Source organism: Mesorhizobium loti (assembly GCA_014189435.1).
GTDB lineage: Bacteria > Pseudomonadota > Alphaproteobacteria > Rhizobiales > Rhizobiaceae > Mesorhizobium > Mesorhizobium loti_G.
The window spans coordinates 2,451,236-2,469,694 of record CP050293.1 but is presented as its reverse complement, the minus strand read 5'-3'; the positions used below and the strand labels follow the sequence as shown (position 1 = coordinate 2,469,694).

18 protein-coding genes are annotated in these 18,459 nt (G+C 62.0%); 4 read left to right on the top strand and 14 right to left on the bottom strand.

Annotated features, from left to right (window positions below; all coding sequences use genetic code 11):
- Positions 1 to 161 precede the first annotated feature (161 nt).
- The 14 genes from speB to HB777_11775 all read right to left on the bottom strand — a co-directional run bounded on the left by speB (position 162) and on the right by HB777_11775 (position 14,190).
- The gene (gene speB / locus HB777_11840) at positions 162 to 1,151 is read right to left on the bottom strand and encodes an agmatinase (GenBank protein ID QND64542.1); all 990 of its coding nucleotides are present in this window, start codon (positions 1,149 to 1,151) and stop codon (positions 162 to 164) included.
- A gap of 91 nt (positions 1,152 to 1,242) precedes the next feature.
- Positions 1,243 to 2,187: an ABC transporter permease gene (locus HB777_11835; protein ID QND64541.1), complete on the bottom strand. Its 945-nt coding sequence runs from the start codon at positions 2,185 to 2,187 to the stop codon at positions 1,243 to 1,245.
- Complete coding sequence (locus HB777_11830) at positions 2,180 to 3,277, bottom strand: ABC transporter permease (protein QND64540.1); 1,098 nt, start codon at positions 3,275 to 3,277, stop codon at positions 2,180 to 2,182. Before HB777_11830 ends, HB777_11835 begins: the two co-directional genes overlap by 8 nt.
- Positions 3,278 to 3,288: 11 nt before the next feature.
- The gene (locus tag HB777_11825) at positions 3,289 to 4,800 is read right to left on the bottom strand and encodes an ABC transporter ATP-binding protein (protein ID QND64539.1); all 1,512 of its coding nucleotides are present in this window, start codon (positions 4,798 to 4,800) and stop codon (positions 3,289 to 3,291) included.
- Positions 4,801 to 4,858: 58 nt separating this feature from the next.
- Entirely contained in the window at positions 4,859 to 5,812 is a 954-nt protein-coding gene (locus tag HB777_11820; GenBank protein ID QND64538.1) for a BMP family ABC transporter substrate-binding protein, read from the bottom strand.
- A 182-nt stretch (positions 5,813 to 5,994) separates the two neighbouring features.
- Positions 5,995 to 6,933, bottom strand: coding sequence for a LysR family transcriptional regulator (locus HB777_11815; GenBank protein ID QND64537.1), 939 nt, complete (start codon positions 6,931 to 6,933; stop codon positions 5,995 to 5,997).
- A gap of 66 nt (positions 6,934 to 6,999) precedes the next feature.
- Complete coding sequence (locus HB777_11810; protein ID QND64536.1) at positions 7,000 to 7,677, bottom strand: DUF2848 family protein; 678 nt, start codon at positions 7,675 to 7,677, stop codon at positions 7,000 to 7,002.
- A gap of 144 nt (positions 7,678 to 7,821) precedes the next feature.
- The gene (locus HB777_11805) at positions 7,822 to 8,730 is read right to left on the bottom strand and encodes a polysaccharide deacetylase (GenBank protein ID QND64535.1); all 909 of its coding nucleotides are present in this window, start codon (positions 8,728 to 8,730) and stop codon (positions 7,822 to 7,824) included.
- Positions 8,727 to 9,293, bottom strand: a complete 567-nt coding sequence (locus tag HB777_11800; protein ID QND64534.1) for an ureidoglycolate lyase — start codon at positions 9,291 to 9,293, stop codon at positions 8,727 to 8,729. Before HB777_11800 ends, HB777_11805 begins: the two co-directional genes overlap by 4 nt.
- 7 nt (positions 9,294 to 9,300) lie before the next feature.
- Positions 9,301 to 10,209 carry an NAD-dependent epimerase/dehydratase family protein gene (locus HB777_11795; protein QND64533.1) on the bottom strand — a complete coding sequence of 303 codons (909 nt, stop codon included), beginning with the start codon at positions 10,207 to 10,209 and terminating at the stop codon, positions 9,301 to 9,303.
- A 39-nt stretch (positions 10,210 to 10,248) separates the two neighbouring features.
- Complete coding sequence (locus tag HB777_11790; GenBank protein QND64532.1) at positions 10,249 to 11,064, bottom strand: IclR family transcriptional regulator; 816 nt, start codon at positions 11,062 to 11,064, stop codon at positions 10,249 to 10,251.
- A gap of 1 nt (position 11,065) precedes the next feature.
- Entirely contained in the window at positions 11,066 to 11,794 is a 729-nt protein-coding gene (locus HB777_11785) for a 3-oxoacyl-ACP reductase FabG (protein ID QND64531.1), read from the bottom strand.
- A gap of 61 nt (positions 11,795 to 11,855) precedes the next feature.
- Positions 11,856 to 13,262 carry an APC family permease gene (locus HB777_11780; GenBank protein QND64530.1) on the bottom strand — a complete coding sequence of 469 codons (1,407 nt, stop codon included), beginning with the start codon at positions 13,260 to 13,262 and terminating at the stop codon, positions 11,856 to 11,858.
- A gap of 457 nt (positions 13,263 to 13,719) precedes the next feature.
- The gene (locus HB777_11775; protein ID QND64529.1) at positions 13,720 to 14,190 is read right to left on the bottom strand and encodes a helix-turn-helix transcriptional regulator; all 471 of its coding nucleotides are present in this window, start codon (positions 14,188 to 14,190) and stop codon (positions 13,720 to 13,722) included.
- 241 nt (positions 14,191 to 14,431) lie between these two features.
- Between HB777_11775 and HB777_11770 the strand changes: the two genes are divergently transcribed.
- From HB777_11770 to HB777_11755, 4 genes are all read left to right on the top strand, one after another.
- Positions 14,432 to 15,829, top strand: coding sequence for an MFS transporter (locus tag HB777_11770; GenBank protein ID QND64528.1), 1,398 nt, complete (start codon positions 14,432 to 14,434; stop codon positions 15,827 to 15,829).
- A gap of 98 nt (positions 15,830 to 15,927) precedes the next feature.
- Positions 15,928 to 16,788 carry an alpha/beta hydrolase gene (locus HB777_11765; protein QND64527.1) on the top strand — a complete coding sequence of 287 codons (861 nt, stop codon included), beginning with the start codon at positions 15,928 to 15,930 and terminating at the stop codon, positions 16,786 to 16,788.
- Positions 16,789 to 16,833: 45 nt separating this feature from the next.
- Positions 16,834 to 16,974 (top strand): hypothetical protein, encoded by a 141-nt coding sequence (locus tag HB777_11760; GenBank protein ID QND64526.1) that lies wholly within the window; start codon positions 16,834 to 16,836, stop codon positions 16,972 to 16,974.
- A gap of 959 nt (positions 16,975 to 17,933) precedes the next feature.
- The gene (locus HB777_11755; protein ID QND64525.1) at positions 17,934 to 18,293 is read left to right on the top strand and encodes a SnoaL-like domain-containing protein; all 360 of its coding nucleotides are present in this window, start codon (positions 17,934 to 17,936) and stop codon (positions 18,291 to 18,293) included.
- Positions 18,294 to 18,459 lie beyond the last annotated feature (166 nt).

Here is an 18,459-nt window from a genome sequence, read left to right as displayed (position 1 = left end):
CATCTCTCCCCTTTGCTACCTAAGCGTTCATCTCGTGTAGTCAATGTATTGCTTTAAATGCACCAAACATAACTTATATACTACTTCTTCGAGCGGCAACGGCAAATTCACGCAGGGCGTAATACATAGATCAGCTTTCGCATCGCCTACATCCGATACCGTTAGATCTGTCGAGTCTTGGCGTGGAATATGCGCCCGATGAAGTTCATTAGGATCTGTGCTGCCAGGATGGCTGTTGTGCCGGTGTGGTCGTAATCCGGGGCGACCTCGACGAGGTCGATGCCAACCACCTCGCCACGCTTGGCCAGACCGGCAAGCAATTCGAGCACCTCGTAGTAGATGAAGCCGCCATGCGAGGGCGTGCCGGTGCCCGGCGCGATCGACGGATCGAACCCGTCAATGTCGATGGTGACATAGTAGCGCTTGCTGGCCGGGATGCGATCGAGAACGCCTTCGACGCCGAGTTTGCGAAACTGGCGCACCGACAGGATGTCGGACCCCATGCCGCGCGCCGCCTCATAGCCTTCCCTGGCCGTCGACGAAACATTGCGAATGCCGATCTGCGACAGGCCGGTGACATAGGACTTTTCAGCCGCCCGGCGCATCGGGTTGCCGTGGCCGTAGCGCACGCCGTGGCGCTCGTCGACGAAATCGAGATGCGCGTCGATCTGCACCAGGTGGATGTCGCTATGGCCGTCGAAGGCGTTGATGCAGGGAATATTGATCGAGTGGTCGCCGCCCAGCACCACCGGCAGCGCGCCGGCTTCAAGGCATTTGCGCACGCCATATTCGATGTTGGCGTGGCTATTGATGGTGTCGGTGTGGATGATGTCGGCATCGCCGAGATCGACCATGCGCACGCTCGCCGGCAGGTAGGTGACGTCGTCCTCATGATCGTAGGCGCCGCCATGACCGAAGGAGAACAGCGTCGACGCCTCGCGGATGGCGCGCGGCCCGAGTCGCGCGCCGGCACGCCATTGCGTGCCGAAATCGTAAGGCGCGCCGAGAATGGCGACATCGGCGTTTATCGCATCCCAGTCGGCGATGTAGGGTGACTTGGCAAAGGTGCAGATACCGACAAATGGCAAGTTGAGGCGGCCGCTCTCATAGCCGTGACCGGCATTCTTGGCGGTGGTGTCGGTGTCTGTCATGGCATGCTCCAGGTCTGCTCGGTTCGGCAATTCTGTGTGAACGCGCGCGGCGTCGGCGGCGAAGGCTGCTGGTCGGCAGCCCGTTGGACATTCAGATCTTGGTTTCGCGCCGGTACGGCAGGCCGACGGCGGCCGGTGGCTTGACGCGGCCGTATAGACCGACAAGCGCCAGGATCGAGGCGACGTAGGGCAGTGCGATGAAGATCTGATAGGGCACGGTCGGGTTGGCAAATTGCAGCCGCAACTGCAGCGCGTCGCAGAAGCCGAAAAACAGCGAGGCGACGACCGCCCACAGCGGATCCCAGCGGCCGAGGATCACCGCCGCAAGCGCGATGAAACCCTTGCCCGCGCTCATATGCTCGGTAAAGACGAAGACTTGCGACAGCACGATGTAAGCGCCGCCAAGCCCGGCGAGGCCGCCGCTGGCCAACACACAGCAGAAACGCACCCAGTAGACCGGCACGCCGGCCGAATCCGCGGCCGCAGGGTTCTCGCCGGTGGCCCGGATCTCCAGCCCCCAGGCGCTGCGGTACAGCAGCCAGTAGACCAGCGGCACGATCAGATAGAGGGCGTAGACCAGCGGATCCTGGTCGAAGAACACCGGGCCGATCAGCGGGATTGACGACAGGCCGGGAATGGCGATGGGGGAAAACCCGGGCAGCGCCTTGGTGGTACCGTCCATGCCAAAGGCCAGCCGCGCCAGGAACGCCGTCAGGCCGCCGGCGACCAGATTGATGGCGATGCCGCAGACGATCTGGTTGACGTTGAGGCGGATCGACAAGAAGGCCAGCACCGCGCCGCCTGACGCGCCAAAGGCAATGCCCAGCAGCACGCCGGCCATCGGGTTGCCGGTGAGGAAGGAGCCGAGTGCGCCACCGAAGGCGCCGGACAGCATCATGCCTTCGAGCCCGACGTTGTAGATGCCGCCGCGCTCGGCGATGACGCCGCCAAGGGCCGAGAAGGCGATGGGCACCGTTAGACGCGGGCTGGTCTGCAAGAGGTCGGTCGACGAGGCGATATCCAGCCACTCAGGCATTCTGCTTCTCCCCATTCTGCTTGCCGCGCGCCGGGAGAAGGTCTTCCATCGAGCGGCGCTGCGCCAACATCCGTCCCCAGCGCGAGTCGGAGAAACGGATCGACAGGCTGGCGGCGACGAACATCACGATCAGCCCCTGAATCGCGTCGACCACCGTGCTGTCGACGCCGACCGCGCGCTGCATGAACTGGGCGCCGGAGCGAAGACCGGCGAAGAACAGCGCGGCGACGACGACAAGGATGGGGTTGGCGGCCGCCATGAAGGCGACGACGATGCCGTCGAAGCCGTAGCCAGGGCTGAAGCTCTGGAACAGGCGGTATTTGACGCCCACAACTTCCAGCCCGCCGGCCAGGCCGGCCAGCGCCCCGCCCAGCATCATCGATACGACGATCTGTCGTCGCACATTGATGCCGGCATAGCGCGCCGCCTGCGGATTGTGGCCAACCGTGACCAAGGCAAAGCCGAACGTCGTGTATTTCAGGCAGAACGCCAAGATCAGGGCGAGGCCAATGCCGAACAACGCGCCGGCATGGGCATCGGTCGGCGGCATGATCGACGGCATGAACAGGCTGAATGGAATTTCCGGCGAATAGGGGTAAGGCGCGCCCTCCTCCATCATCGGCCCGCTCGCGGCGTAGCTGACGATGTTCATGCCGACATAGTTGAGCAGCAAGGTGACGATGACCTCGTTGATGCCGCGATAGGCCTTGAGCAAGCCGGCGATCGCCGCCCATAGGGCGCCGCCGAGCATGGCCGCAGCGATGCAGACGGCCATGTGCAGTGGCCAATAGAATTCGGGCAGATAAAGCGCCGCCATAGTGCAGAACAGCGCGCCAAGGTAGATCTGACCTTCGGCGCCGACATTGAACAGCCCGGCGCGCAGCGGGATCGCCACGGCCAATCCCGCAAGCACGATGGGAGAGAATTTCACCAGTGTCGCACCGAACCCGAAATAGTCGAGGAACGCCTCGCCGAACAGCGCGCGGTAGGCCAGCAGCGGATTGGCCCCGGCGATAAGAAACAGTACCGATCCGACCAGCAATGCCAGCACCACCGCCCAGAGCGTTCTTGTCGCGAAGACGACACCCATGACATTGTCCACTACGCCGCGCTCCTCACACCCGCCATCAGTTCCCCCAGCCGCTCGGATGTCGCCTCATCGGGGGCCAGCACGCCGGTGATGGCGCCGGCGCACATCACGGCGACGCGGTCGGAGACGTCGAGCACATGTTCGAGCTCCGTCGAAACATAGAGGACGCCGACGCCGGTCTTCCTCAGGTCGAAGATCATGTTCTGCACGAACTCGATAGCGCCGACATCGAGGCCCTTACAGGCCTGCATGATGATGAGTATGCGCGGCCGCGCCTCGATTTCGCGGGCCAGGATGACCTTTTGCTGGTTGCCGCCCGAAAGGAAGCGGGCCGGCTGTTGCGGCGAGCGCAGACGCACGTCGTAGCGCTTGACCAGATCGGCGGCGTTGCGGGCGATATGGCTGAGGTCAAGGATGCCGTTATGCGAGGCCGGCGGTCGGTCGTAGTCGCGCAGGATGAGGTTAGTCGCCACCGGATAGTCGAGAACAAGGCCTGTGTGCTGCCGGTCCTCTGGGATGAAGCCGATGCCGGCTTGGTTCTTGCGCGCGCGGACATCGAGCGTGGCGATATCCTTGCCCTCGACCGTGATGGCACCAGCTTCGAGCGGCCGCATTCCGGCGATCACCTCGCCTAGCTCGCGCTGACCGTTGCCGTCAACGCCGGTCACGCCGAGCACCTCGCCGGACCGCAGCGTCAGGCTGAGGCGGTCCAGCGCCCGCGTTCCCTGGTCATTGCGCGCGACCAGGTCCTTCGCCTCAAGCACGACTTCGCCGGGCGGCGATTTCACCCGCTTGAGGTTGAGCACGACATCGCGACCGACCATCCGACGCGCGAGGTCACGCGGTGTCGTCTCGGCGGAATCGCTTTCATGGGTTACCTTGCCGTGGCGCATGACCGTGACACGGTCGGCGACATGCATGACTTCGTCGAGCTTGTGGGTGATCAGCAGGATAGTGTGGTTGGCGGCGCGCAACGCTCGCAGCGAATCCAGAAACGAGGCGATCTCGGTCGGCGCCAGCACGCTGGTGGGTTCGTCGAGGATCAGCACTTCGGCTTTCCGGTACAGGGCCTTGAGGATTTCGACGCGCTGGCGTGTGCCCATCGGCAGCGACCGGATCGGGGCCTTCGCGTCGATGTCGAAGGCGAGCTTGCGACTGAGCGCACGAATGTTGGCTTCGTGCGCCCGCAAGGGGATGGTGTGCGGGCCGCGTTCAAGGCCCAGCACGATGTTCTCAGCCACCGACAGCGAATCCACCAGCATGAAGTGCTGGTGGATCATGCCGATGCCGTTGGCGATGGCGTCGCGCGGCGAGGCCATGCGCAACGGCTTGCCGTCGAGCACGATCCGCCCCGCATCCGGGCGGTAGAGCCCATAAAGAACGTTCATCAGCGTCGTCTTGCCGGCGCCATTCTCGCCCAGGATGGCATGGATGGCGCCCCTGGCGATGCGGATGCCGACATTGTCGAGAGCCTTGAAGCCGGCGAACGACTTCGAAATCCCGTCTATATGGATATGATCCATCGCGGTGCATCACCATGTTGAAGAGAGGGGATGAAGAGGTTGCGGCGTCTGACGCCGCTCAGACCTTCAGTTCACCGGACTTCATCTTCTCGGACAGCGCCAGGACTTCGCTCTTAATGGCGTCGGGCACGGCGGCATGGAAGGTGCCTATGCGGCAGGCTTCCGGCGCCTTCAGGTCGAAATGGTAGTTCTTGCCCTCGAGCTTGCTGCCCTTGCCGTAGCCGACATAGTCGAGCATCGCGCCCCTGATGTCGAAGATCGCCGATTGCAGCACCGTGTCCGGCCAGTCGGCAATCGCGTCGTAATAGATGCCCATGCCCCAGACGCCCTTTTCCTTGCACGCCTGCAAGCTGCCGATGACGGCGTTGTCCATGGTTGGGAAGACGAAATCGGCGCCTTGCGCAATCTGGTTCAGCGCGGCTTCCTTGCCCTTGGCGATGTCATCCCAGTCGTTGGTGTAGGCGGTGAACACCTGCTTGCCGCCGGCAGCCTTGAAACCGGCTTCAAAGCTCGAATTCAAATCCAGTGAAAGCTTGATCTTCTGGCCGCCGATGAAGCCGGCCTTGCCGGTCTTCGACATCTTGCCGGCGGTGTAGCCAAGCAGATAGCCCGGCTGGGCATAGTAGAAATCGGCGGAGGCTAGATTGCGGCTGCCTTGCTGGCCGTTGTTCACCAGGAAGATGGTGTCGGGATATTTGGAGGCGACGCGTTTGGCAGCATCCTGGAATTCGCCGCCATGGCCGATGACCAGTTGATAGCCGCGCCGCGCATAGTCGGCCATCGCCTCGGCCTGGTCGGCCTGCGCCACCTTCTCGCTGTAGGCGATCTCGACGCCGAGCTTTTCCTTGACCTGCTGGATGCCTTCGTAGCCCGACTGGCTCCACGATTTGTCGGTGATGTTGCCGGGCATGACGATGGCGACCTTGTAGCCTTGCGCCCATGCCGGGCGCAGCGCCGACAAGGCAAGGACAGTGCCGCTCAGCGCAATGAAATTCCTTCTGTGCAATGTCATGCCCGTTCCCCTTTTTCGCGGCCGTTCTTGTGAGCCGTCTCTTCGCTTTTCGCGCCGATCCAGAGCCTTTGGCCGTGTTTGCGCAGGGGGTATCCTCGACCAGGAATTGCTTCAGATCGATCTAAAATAAATGAACTTCATTTTAGATTTTCTTTCGCTAAAGCGGACTGCGCCGACGTAGTTCAGCGCGGATCGGAGCCAGGCGCATTGCGCAGCAATTCGCCGAGGAATGCCTTGGTCAGGCGCTCGTTCATGCGGTCGCGCTTCACCGCCACTTCGAAATGCGAGACATGGCGAATGCGGCTGGGCAGCAGCGGCCGGATCTGGTCGGCAGCGGTCCAGAAACGGGCGAAATGCATGGGCAGGAAACCGACGAAGCGGCCCGACAGGATGAGATGCATCATCGCTTCCATGTCGATGACGGAGGCCGAGTCGACGACGCGTTCCGAAGCCAGTTCGATGTTGGCCGGGACATGGCCGCGAATGACGTATTTGCTGCGCGCCATCGCCTCGATGTCGACGTTGTCGGGTGCCTGCTCGAACAGCGGGTGACCGCGGCCGCAATGCAGCAAGTGCACCTCGTCGACGAAGGGCTCGTAGTGCAATCCAGGGACACGGTGGTAGAACGGCGCGATCGCCACATGCAGGCTGCCTTCCAGCAGGCCTCGTTCGAGTTGCGCCGGTTCCATGATCTGCATGGCCAGATAGACGTCGCTGTACTTGTCGTGAAAGCGCGCCACCGCCGAGGAAAGCGGCATTTTCGGATTGGTCACTGTGGTGTCGACGACACCAATGTCGAGCCGGCCGGTCAGCTTCTTGCGCAGCTCGCCGACATCGCGCACGAAGGCATTGTGTCCCTGGAACATCGCGACGGCAGCTTCATAGACGCTCTGGCCCTCGGCCGTCAGCCTGAAGCCGGCGCGACCGCGCCGGCAGAGCTTTAGCCCCAGCCGCGATTCCAGCGCCGACATCTTGTTGCTGATCGAGGCGGCGCTGATGTTTGTGCGGGCTTGTGCAGCCGAAAAACCGTTGCATTCGACGATGATGCAGAACAGCCGCAGGAGATTGATGTCGAGACCATCAAGCGGGAATTTCGAGTTCTTGCCAACACTGCCCGCCAAGCTGAACCCCCGATCGTCAGTTCGAGAATGCTCGGCCGCGGCGCTCTGTCCAATGTACGGCCCTAATCAGGCCGCGACGAGCGTCACATCGGCCACCTTGAAATCGCACGATATGGCGCGGCCAAGCACAGGATCGCGCAGCGCAATGGCAAAATCGAGCATGCAGGGCTCGATCGGTTGTAGCATCGGCACCGTTCCGGAAAACAGCATGCCTCGCTCGCGGCGAAAGCCGCGCTGCCTTTGCGCCTGTACAATCAGGCTGTCCGGCGCCAGAATGCTGTCGACGGCACCGGCCTGCAGCAGCGTCTGGCCGCTGCGCAATTCCAGGATCAGTCGATCCCAGTGATCGCGCACCTCGCTGAATGGCCAAGCCGTTCGGGCGATGACCTTCTGGCACAGGCTTTTCGATTTCTCGGCCGAATAGTGCTGCTCGGTGGCAAGGTCGAACTGGTCGTTGCCGACAGTGACATAATCTGTGCCTTCGAACGAAAACAGCACGAACTCGACCTCGGGCCGCGTATCCGGGCCGATCGCCTCGACCCGCCCGCCTTGCATCAAAAGGCACGTCATGGCCGGGTGGAAAACCGGGACGTTTGGTGGCACCGAGACGCCCAGAGCGCGCATCTCAGCCAGATGCGCGGCGACATCGATTTCGCTGCGGCCGGAATAGCCGGCAAGCAGCAGCTGCTCGACGACTGGAAAAATTGCCCCGCCGTCGGGGGTCATGAAACGCAACTGTGTCAAACTCGGCCCCTGTGGCTGTTTGTGCGGACGCGGCTCATCCGGAACAGAGCATGATCCCGCAAGATGGCATCCGGATTTTGGAAAAGGTCATGTTCAAAAAACAAGATCGAGTTGCATCCCGATCCCATCGGGATGCAACTGGCTCTAGCGTCGGGGCAGCACCCGACCGACCGGCTTTTCATATTGCGGGATCGGCTCGACCATCGGCTGGTGGCGGCCGGCGGCGATCTCGGCGCGGACATGAGCGGCGATCTCCTCCATCGGAGCAAACCAGACGTCGCCCTGCGCCACCACCTTTTCGAGGAACTCGTTGAAGACGTGCCAACGCGACAGGCGGCCGGTGACGAAGGGATGCAGAACCGGCACCCACAGCGCGCCATAGGCATAGGCCGCCTCGAATTCACGCAGATACAGGTCGAAGCCGTTGCGGGCGCTGCGCACTGGCATCATGTAGTGCAGGTCGAACGACTGGACATATTGCGGCCAGTCGTCGAGGCCCCAATGGCTGGGCAGTTCGATCAGTTCGCCCCCGCTCTTGCGGCTCTTGATGACGTAGGGAATGTCGGCGCCCATCAGCGAGGCGTCATACTGGAAGCCCCGGTCGAGCAGCAGGTCGAGCGACTTGTTGGAGAAATTGTAGAGCGGCGCGCGCCAGCCGCGCGGCGCCTTGCCGGTGACGCGCTTGATCACCTCGATGCCGACATCGAGCCAGTGCGCCTCGTCGGCTTCGGTCTGCTCCAGCGGGTTCTCGTGGATGTAGCTGTGATGGGCGATCTCGTGGCCGCCCTCGAGGATAGCCTCGACCGCCTGCGGGTATTGCTCGATGCACCAGGCCGGAATGAAGAAGGTCTGGGTGATACCGAGTTGGCGATAGGTCTCGACAATGCGCGGTACCGCCACTTGCGGCCCGTAGCGCAACATCGAGATGGCCGAGACGCGGCGGTCGCCATCATTGGGATAGTCGACATGGATCAGGCTGTCGGCGTCCATGTCGAAAGTCAGGCAGGCCGCGCACCTGGTACCGTTCGGCCACTGGATCGGGTTGGCAATCATGGTCGTTCCCATTCTGCTGGTGATGATGAAACGGGCGGCATGCCGCCGAAATCGAGCTGGATGCCACCGGGCAGCGGCACCTCTTCATAGTCCTGGTCAAAAGCGTCAGGGCTCAGGCCCGGGCGGGGGCCGGCGCGGTCGACGACGAGGAAGTCGCCGGCGTCGAGCGCGATCAGCGGATGATGCCAGGTCGCCTTGCGATAGTTGACGCCTTGCCGGCCGTTGCTGGCGAAGGCGCGGAGGTCGCCGGGCGCGGCTATTGTGTCTGCGGCGGCGACGACCACGATCATCCGCAGCGAGCCGAGCGGCACGAAGGCCTGGCTGGACAGCGGATGCCGCTCCATCAGGTGCAGGCCGGTCGGCAGCGATGGTTGCGCCATCCGGAACAGGCTGAGCAGAGTCTTGCCGCCCTCGGCGTTGCAGTCGGCGACGCCCAGCGCATGGATGCGCAAGGCGGCGCCGCCATTGGTGGCGAAGGATACGTCGCCGGTGTCGTCGATGACGTCGCCGAACGGCGCGAACGCCCCGCGCGTCAACGGCTCGATCTTGATCCGCCTGGCCATCGCCGCCTCAATACTCGTTGGTCCGCAGCCACTCGACATAACCCGCCAGCCCCTCCTCCAGCCGGTATTTCGGCGCGTAGCCGAATTCGCGGATCGCCGCCGACTGGTCCCACGGCCCTTGCCGGTCGAGGTGGCAATAGCCGGGACCGATCGAGATCGCCGCCTCGGGCAAAAGCGTGCGCAACAGGGAGGCCGCCTGCGCCAGCGTCCAGGCACGGTCGCCGAAGACGTTGAACACCGAGCCCTCGACGCTCTCGGCCTGGCTGGCCAGGATGGCGGCGCGGGCGACATCCTCCATGTGAATGAAATGGAACAGATGGTCGGAACCGGTGTCCATGCTGAAAGCCGCGCCGCGCAACACCGTCTTGACGATGTCGCGCAGGATCTGCGGCATGCGGTTGCCGGGGCCGTAGACCTCGGAGAAGCGCAGCGACATCGCCTGCAGGCCATAGAGCTCGTCATAGACGCGGCAGAAATGCTCGACCGCCACCTTCGAGACGCCATAGGGCGTCGTCGGCATCGTCGCCGAGGTCTCGTCGATGGGGCCGTGATGATTGCCGTAGACGGTTTCGGACGAGAAGCTGACCAGCCGCTTGATGCCGGCCAGCCGCATCGCCTCCATGACGTTGACGGTGCCGTCGATGTTGGCGACCACCGTGGTCAGCGGCAGCTCGATCGACAGGTCGGGATGCGACATCGCCGCCGTGTGGATGATGCGATCGACCTGGTATTTCTCGATGGTGCGCACCAGCCGCGGGATGTCGTAGAGTTCGCCTTGCACCGAGATGATGAAATCCGTCGCCAGTTCGGCGTAGTCGCGATTGTAGCTGACGATGCGGGTGCCGCTTTCGGCGAGCTGGCGAACGATGGCGCGGCCGGTATAGCCCATGCCGCCGGTGACGAGAGTGGAAGCCATGCTTGGTACGCTCCGTAACGGAAAAGTTTGTTTTGACGTTCAGTCGGCCAGTTGCGGGCCGGGGCTGGCCTTCAGCGCCTGCGATATCTTCCTGGCCTGGGCGACGATGACGGCGCCGAGCCGTTCCGGCGTCGGGTTGAGGATGCGCGTCGTCGGGCCGGGAACGCTGATCGCCGCCACTGCCATGCCGTTGCGGCCGAGAATGGGAGCGGCAATGCAGCTGACTCCATCCTCGACCTCCTCGCGCTCGATGGCGTAGCCGCGCTCGCGCGTGCTCTGCAGGTCGGCGCGGAACAGTTCGGCATCGACGATGGTGCGCCTGGTGTAGCGCTTGGCCTGGCCGAAGATCAGCCGCAAGGCGTCGTCGGGATTCTGGAAGGCGAGGATGGCCTTGGCCGATGCCGAGGTGTTGGCGGGAAAGGTGCTGCCGACGCGGATGGTCATGCGCAGCACGCGGGTGCCCTCGGCCTGGTCGATATAAACGGAACTGCGGCCGTTCAGTGCCACCAGATAGGCGCTTTCGCCGCTTTCCTGCGCCACGGCCTCCAGATAGGGCCGCGCCAGCACCCGCAGATGCGCGGTGCGCTGCTGCACCGAGGCGGCGACCGCGATGATGCGATGGCCCAGCACATAGGTGCTGCGGTCGCGGCCGCGCGTCACATAGTCGGCCTCAACGAAGGTGGCGAGCAGCCGGTGCGCGGTGCTCGGCGACAGGCCGGTGCGTTGCGCGATCTCGTGCAGCGTGGCGCCGCGAACATCGAACGCGGCCAGCGCCTCGAGGATCGACAGGCCGCGCAGCAGCGACTGCACCTCATTGGCGACGCGCGGGCGCTTTTCTTGCTGATCGGCTGACATTTTATATTGCCGTCCCGCCGTTCGGGCTGATGATCTGGCCGACCATGTAGCTGCCGCCGGGGCCGGCCAGGAAATGCACGGCGGCGGCGATCTCGTCGGGCTGGCCGAAACGGCGCAACGGGATCTGCTCGCGCGTCGCGTCGTTGAACTCGATGGTGTCGTATTTCAGCATGTCGGTCTCGATCGGCCCTGGCGCCACCGAGTTGACCAGGATGCCCTTGGGCGCAACTTCCTTGGCCACCGCCTTGGTCAGCGCGATCACCCCGCCCTTGGAGGCGCAGTAGGCGGCGTAGGTCGGGAAGCCTATGAGGCCGAGTTCGGAAGAGACATTGATGATGCGGCCGGCGCCCCGGGCGATCATGCCGGGCAGCACGGCATGAAGACAGTTCCAGGTTCCCGTCAGGTTGATGGCGATGACGCGCGTCCAGTCCTCGAACGTCGTCTCGACCGTTGCCTTGGACAACAGCACCCCGGCATTGTTAACGAGGATATCGACCCGGCCATGGTGCGAGATGGCGGCGGCGATCAGTGCCGCCGCATCTTGCGGCCTCGACACGTCACCCTCGATCAGTGTCAGCGCGCCACCCCCGGCGGTTTCCGCCAGGGACCTTGCCTCGTCGCCGAAGCGCAGATCAAGCGCGACGACCGCATCGCCATCCGCCAGGAAGCGTCTGGTGACGGCAAGGCCGATACCCCGCCCTGCCCCTGTGACAACAACTATCTTCCGCATCGCTTCACCTGTTTTTAGACATGCTGCCTTTGGTACACATGCTGCCCTGGGCAGGCCCGGATTAGCGGGTCCGCGCCGACCAGAGTTTCGAAAGCGCGAACAGGACAATGCCGCCGGCCACCACCACGCCCTCGCCGATCAAGTACTGGGTCTCCTGCTGCCACAGCGCAAAGCCGGTGAACACGGTGACGATGATGGCCGGCAGCGGCCACAGCGGCATGCGGAACGGCCGCGGGCTGGTGCGATCTTTGATGCGGCTCCAGAATGCCGCCAGACCGACGCAGAAGTAGACGGCGGTGATCATCGTTCCCGAGAAGATGATCAGCCAATCGAGCTGGCTGAGGAACAGCAGCGGAATGGCTGGCACGACCAGCACGAGGACGCCCCAGCCGGGCACGCCCTTGCTGTTGAGCGAGCCGAGCCGCTGGTTGACGGCGCGCGGCCACAGACTGTCGCGGCCGGTGGCGAAGACGCCGCGGGCAAAGTACATGAGGAGCGACAGGGCGCCGTTGAACAGGGCGATGATGACGCCGATGTCGACGACGGCCTTGGCGATGGGCCCAAGCGCCTGCTCGACGGAATAGACCACCGGCGTCGGGCTGGACAGGAAGGTTTGCAGATCGGGCGCTGCCACCACGGCCGCCGCGAATGGAATGGTGATGAGCAGGCTGGCGAGGATAGCCGCGATGACCACCGCCTTGCCGATCTGGCGCGCGCCGTCATGCATCTCCTCGGAGAAGCCGAGGGCCGCGTCATAACCATTGATGATGTTGAAGGCAGGCGCCAGCGCGGTGATCGCCACGGCGAAGGTGACGGGGATGAGATTGCCGTCTACAAGGTGAACGGGGTTCAAGGTGACCGCCGTCAGATCCTGACTCCAGTTGAGCACCGCCGCGATGGTGATCAGGCCAAGAACCGAAACCTCGACGATGACCATGATGGCGGTGGTCCAGGCGCCGACCTCGACCTTGGTCAGCGCGATCGCCGCCGCGGCGAACAGGGCGACAAGCGCGATGGCGCCATTGGCGAGGGGGATGCCCGGAAACAGGTCTTTCAGGAAGATGGCGATGCCCAGCGCCAGGCTGCCCGGAATAACCACGCCCTGCAGCAGATAGTTGAGCAGCGTGATCCAGGCGACCGGCGCCGGCAGCACGTCCTTGACGATCGAATACATGCCACCCGCCGATGGATTGCGCGACGACAATTCGCCGAGGCACAGCGCGATCAGCACGACGATCACGCTCAGGATCAGGCAGGCGCCGATGGTGAAGGTGCCGCTGATCGAGACGACGCCGGCGGTGAGTAGCAGCACCGCCATGGTCGGCGAGACGTCGGCCATGGCCAGCCCGACGACGTGCCAGACGCCAAGCGATTTGCGGAAACTGTGGATGTGCGGATCGTCGATCAACCCCTCCACGCGGCTGATGGCATCATCGCTGCTCAGCGACTGGTTTGCGCTTGTCGACATCATATCCTCCCTGAAAACTCGATGCGGGAAGTTTCTGCCTAAAGTTTGCTATTTCAAGATGTAGATTCCGTATCGTGGAAAGTGCCTGCTCTTTTTATCGGCACAAACGGCGGGAGACATCAGAAACGGCCCCCAAGCCTTGGTCGGAAACGGGAGATGGGTTTGTGAGTTTGGAAGTGTCGTGGCCAAAGGCATCGAGATGATTTTCGCGTGCTTTGGTCCTGAGTGAGGTTGAGCGAGATGCCAAGATGACGCTTCATTGCGCAGCTGGGATGTACTCGGCAAGTCTGTTGGGGACAGGTACGGGCTGACCTGCCTATGCTGCCAGGAAAAGCGGCTCCGCTGTGACGCCAGTCATTTCGCGGCGACCAGAGGCCTCGATGGAGGTGGAAGATCGTCTCGTCGCTTTCTTGCAAGAGGCACGCGATAGAAACGCTCTAAGTGACGACGCCACCGATTAGCGCTCCGAAGCGTTGTTGCGCTGCTTTCCATTCACTTCCAGATCGCGTGACGTCAAATGCTCGCCACAGGCGCGGCAATGCACCTGTGCCACGACTTCGTGGTCACACTGTCGGTGGATCAGGCGAACCGAGTCCGGCTGTCCGCTCCGGACATGGTCCTGGCCCCACTGCTTTAACGTGAGCAGTACGGGCAGAAGGGCGCGCCCTGCGGCGGTAAGCCGATATGTGTAGCGCAATGGATGATCGCTATATGGCTCACGGTCCAGGACACCGTGCTCTTCCAACTTGCGAAGCCGGACGGCGAGAATATCCCGCGCCGCTCCGGTGTTGTTGACGATCTCATTGAATTTCTGCTGACCGTAAAGCAGCTCCCGAACAACCAGAAGACTCCAGCGATCGCCCACGACCTCAAGGGCGGCTGCGATATTGCACAGGCGTGGGGTTGCGTCGGTGACCTTCGATTGCATTCCAAACCTCATACCAAGAGAAAGTTGGAAAATCAAACCATAGTGGGTTGTGATATCCAACTGAGTGTGCAAGTTTCAGAGTTGGAATATCCAACTGATCGGTTGCGCGATGGAAAACGCTCTAACGCTCGTCGTTGACGTCGCTTTCACAACACGCGCCCCCGGGCGGAAAATATCAACCGGATGCGATCAACAGCGGGCTGCCGCCCGTGTTGAATCGCCAAGAAGGTAGATGGCAACAATGGACACACAAACGCGCGTTGCATCCTCTAGTGACATCTCAGATCAGAGATCGCTGCTGACAACTTTCGTCTTATGTGGGGCGGCATTCATGGCCATGATTGACGTATTCATCGTCAATGTCGCCTTCCGTCGAATAGGCGCTGAATTTCCCCAAGCCAGCTTTGCCGATCTCAGCTGGATTCTGAACGGCTACACCATAGTTTATGCGGCCTTGTTGATTCCGTTCGGCGGGCTCGCCGACAGGTGGGGACGCAAGCGTGCGTTCCTTGCAGGCCTGACGATATTCACGCTGGCCAGCGTTGGCTGTGCGCTTTCGGGCGCGATGTGGTCGCTCATACTCTCCCGCGTGTTGCAAGCAGCGGGAGCCGCGATGCTCACTCCGAGCAGCCTTGGCCTTATATTGACGGTCCTTCCTGCGCAAAAACGGGCGGGGGCGGTCAAGATCTGGGCGACGACATCCGCGCTTGCAGCGGCCGTTGGTCCGGCCCTTGGCGGGGTCCTTGCAGAATATTCATGGCGATGGGTTTTCATCATAAATCTGCCGGTCGGAATTATTGCCGGCATAGCAGCCGCATTGCTGCTACCAACAATACAGCCAGCCAGTGTCTCGACCAGAAATCTTGATCTGTTTGGCGCCGTGCTTGCCGCAATCGCTGTCGGATCACTGTCCCTGGCGGTCGTTGGGCATGAACAATCGACGACATCGCAGATTATTGCATATTACGTTTTGGCAATTCTGACCGCAGCCTGGCTCGTAAGGCGAATCCTGTTTCACCAGGCGCCGATCGTGGATCCGGACCTCTTCAGGGTTTCGACATTTACCTGGGCGAACATCACCATCATTCTGTTCTGCACGGCCTTTGCCGCTATGTTTCTGAGCGTCGCAATTTGGTTGCAAACAGGTGCCGGCCTTTCCTTGATTGAAACCGGATTTGCGATCGTCCCTGGCCCTGTTTGCGTGCCCATAGCCGCTTATTTCGTTCAGAAGTTTGCGTCTACCGCGTCACCGCGAGTGCTTGTGATTGTCGGGAATGTCATTTTTGCAATTGGAGCGTTGGGCCTCGCCTTCATGGCGTCAATCGCTCCCCGCTACAGCATAGATATCATGCCGGCATGGATGTTGGTCGGCATCGGCATCGGCATTGCCATGCCGACTATGATCGGGAGCGCAACGCGCGATCTTCCAGCAAGCGCGACAGCGACGGGTAGCGCGGTGGTCAATACAAGCCGCCAGTTGGGCTATGTTCTGGGCGTGGCGCTCCTGGTGGCGGTTACGGGCTCTCTTAGTCTCGCCCCGACCCAGGCACTGCACGCTTTTCAAACCAGTTGGCAACTCATCGCCCTCGGTGCGGCGCTCAGTGCTTTAACAGCGCTAGGCATGCGGAGGACAGCTTGACTTGTAGGTTCCCGCGAACGGCGTTTGCGCGTTGTTTTGATCAGGCGAAAAACGACCGCGACGCGGTTCCACACATCGATGAACAGCAGGAGGTCGCCTTGCAACAGAAAGAAATGAACGGTGCCTCAAGCCGGGTTGCAACGTTTGCCGACAAGCTGCTCTGTATAAAGCGACCGCCCATAGATCAGCAGGGATTGTCGAACGCCGAATCCATGACACTGCAGGTCGAGGCACCGGGCGACTGGCCCGATGGTCGCCAGATCGACGTGCGAGTCCATCGCTGGGGAGCCGGGCGCAATGCATTGCTTGTACATGGATGGCAGGGACGGCGGTCCGATCTCGTGGGTATGGGCCGGAAGCTTGTGGAGGCCGGCTACACGGTCTGGTTTCCCGACCTTCCCGGGCATGGAGATTCGGCCGGCGAACGATTGTCCATTCCGTTGGCAGCCGCCGTTCTGCGGGCCGTCGAGCGGCTGGCTGGACCATTCGCTCTGGCAGTGGGGCATTCTATTGGAGGCGCCTGCGTGGTCCAAGCCCTGGAGCAAGGTCTTTCAGCTGAGCGGATCGTCCTCCTCGCCACACCGACGCACTACGGCGACTATGTTCGGTTCATGGCGCGTAAGGCTGGGCTTGAGGGAGACGAAGACGCGATACTACGGCAGCTGGAAAGCTTGATCGGGCTCCATCCTGATCGCATAGACATGCGACGACAGGCGGCGAAGATGTCCCAACCCGCCCTGTTCGTTCATTCGTCCGATGACATGGTTGTGTCCTACAAGGGTGCAGAGGTTGTGGCTTCCATCTGGCCGGGCGCCCAGTGGCTCCTGGTCGATGGCCTGGGCCACCACGGAGAGTTCCTGAACGACAATGTTGTCCTGGAGCGAGTCTCTGCTTTCGTGGATAGCGCCCCCGCGCATGTCAAAGCCGTTCGGGCAACCGCGCGACGCGCGAACCTCTGAGCTCAACTCATCATTCGGTCGAATCGTTCTTAAGAGAGCACTGCCGTGCCGATTCCCGTCCAGAACGATTCCATCCTGGTGGTCGTCTGGGACGGCAAGCCTGATCTACCGTTGAACAGATGGCTGGTTTCCGACTGGCGCCTCGAGCAACGCTCGCAGTTCGTAGATTTCATCGATGCGCCCTAGATCCGGCTTGACCACGGCAGGTCCATGGCCCGGGATCATCTGTGCCAGGCCTTCCGCCTCCAGTTGCCGCAGCTTTGCACGTAAAGGACAGCATGCCGCCGCTGCAATGACCGATTGTCACGGGTGTGGCGTTTATTGAGATCGTTGCTTGCATACTTACTGCCTGGTGCTCATGGTCGACGCGGATCGCCCCGTCCATTTTTACCGGAAAATTCTCGACTAAGCCGCATGCCGCCAAAAGCAGAAGAACGCCTCTTCGTTAGTGGGTTTCGCGATGTACCGGTCTTGCGACTCGCCCCCGGTAGGCGAACGAACGCGACGCCTGGATAGATCTCGCTACGATGAAATGCCGAGGGGGCATTCAGGTCCTGAGCGAGTGCGATAATCAAGCTTGCCCAATCGCATGTCCTGGAGGCCCATCTCCTTCAAAAGCACACGCAACTCGGCCGAAGGCGCACGGCAGAAAGTTCGAAAGGCTTCCAAGAACCCCAGGCAAATTGGACGCCGCATCGGACAACAAGGGTCATGGATATCGCAGCGAACGTCCGCTATCGGGCGGTCAATATCGTCGGCAAAAGAGCGCCCGAATAGGGCTGTCGACGGCTCCGCCGTAGGAACGAAAAAGAAGAGAAGCAGAACTTTCGTGTGCGATTTTTGCACACGCAATCCCGCAACTATCTGATATTAATCATCTATCTGCCCCATCCATCATCGGGGCTATGGCGACTTTTGCTTTCGTCATGTCGTTCGGGTTGCCTTCGCGGGCACTCGTCCAATCGAGGTCGGCCAAATCGGGCCATTGCGGCGCCTATTTAGCCTATTTCCCGCTTCTTTCAACCGCCGGGCCTTTTGAGGCCGCCGGCGGGTGGCAACGCTGATCCAGAAAATTCCTCGACCTGTCACGGACGGGTGGAAGGGTTTGCGATAGGTTTTCGTTTGGAAGCGCAGCGGAGGTCAACATGGGCGACCCAGCAGAGAGAAAACCTGTCTACGATCCCCAGCAACTGGAGCCCCTGCTGGTTTCCCGGCAGCATGCGGGCGATATCGACGGCATGGCCGCCCTGTTCGAACCGGATGCTGTTATCGACTGTGGTGACGGACGCTTGCTGCGCGGCCGGGAGGCCATTCGCGGTTACTATGCCGAAATCGCCGCGTCAGGCCGGAAATTCGCCGTGGGAGAGCAACGGCCGGCGCTCGTCTGCGGCGACCTCGCGCTCACATCGACCCGACTTCCCGACGGCGACGTGACCAGCGAGGTGGCCCGGCGGCAAGCCGATGGCAGTTGGCTTTGGGCGATCGACCGTTATTCCGTCACCTAGAGCAACTCCAGGAAAAGTGTGAAACGGTTTTCCCGGGAAAAGCGCATAGCGCTTTGCCTTGAGAATTGCACCAAAACAAAGAGTTAGAGTGGTTCGCTCCGAAGCGCGTCGCAAAACGAGACCCGCGCCGCCATGGCGCGAGACCTCGCAAGACCGTCAAGACAAC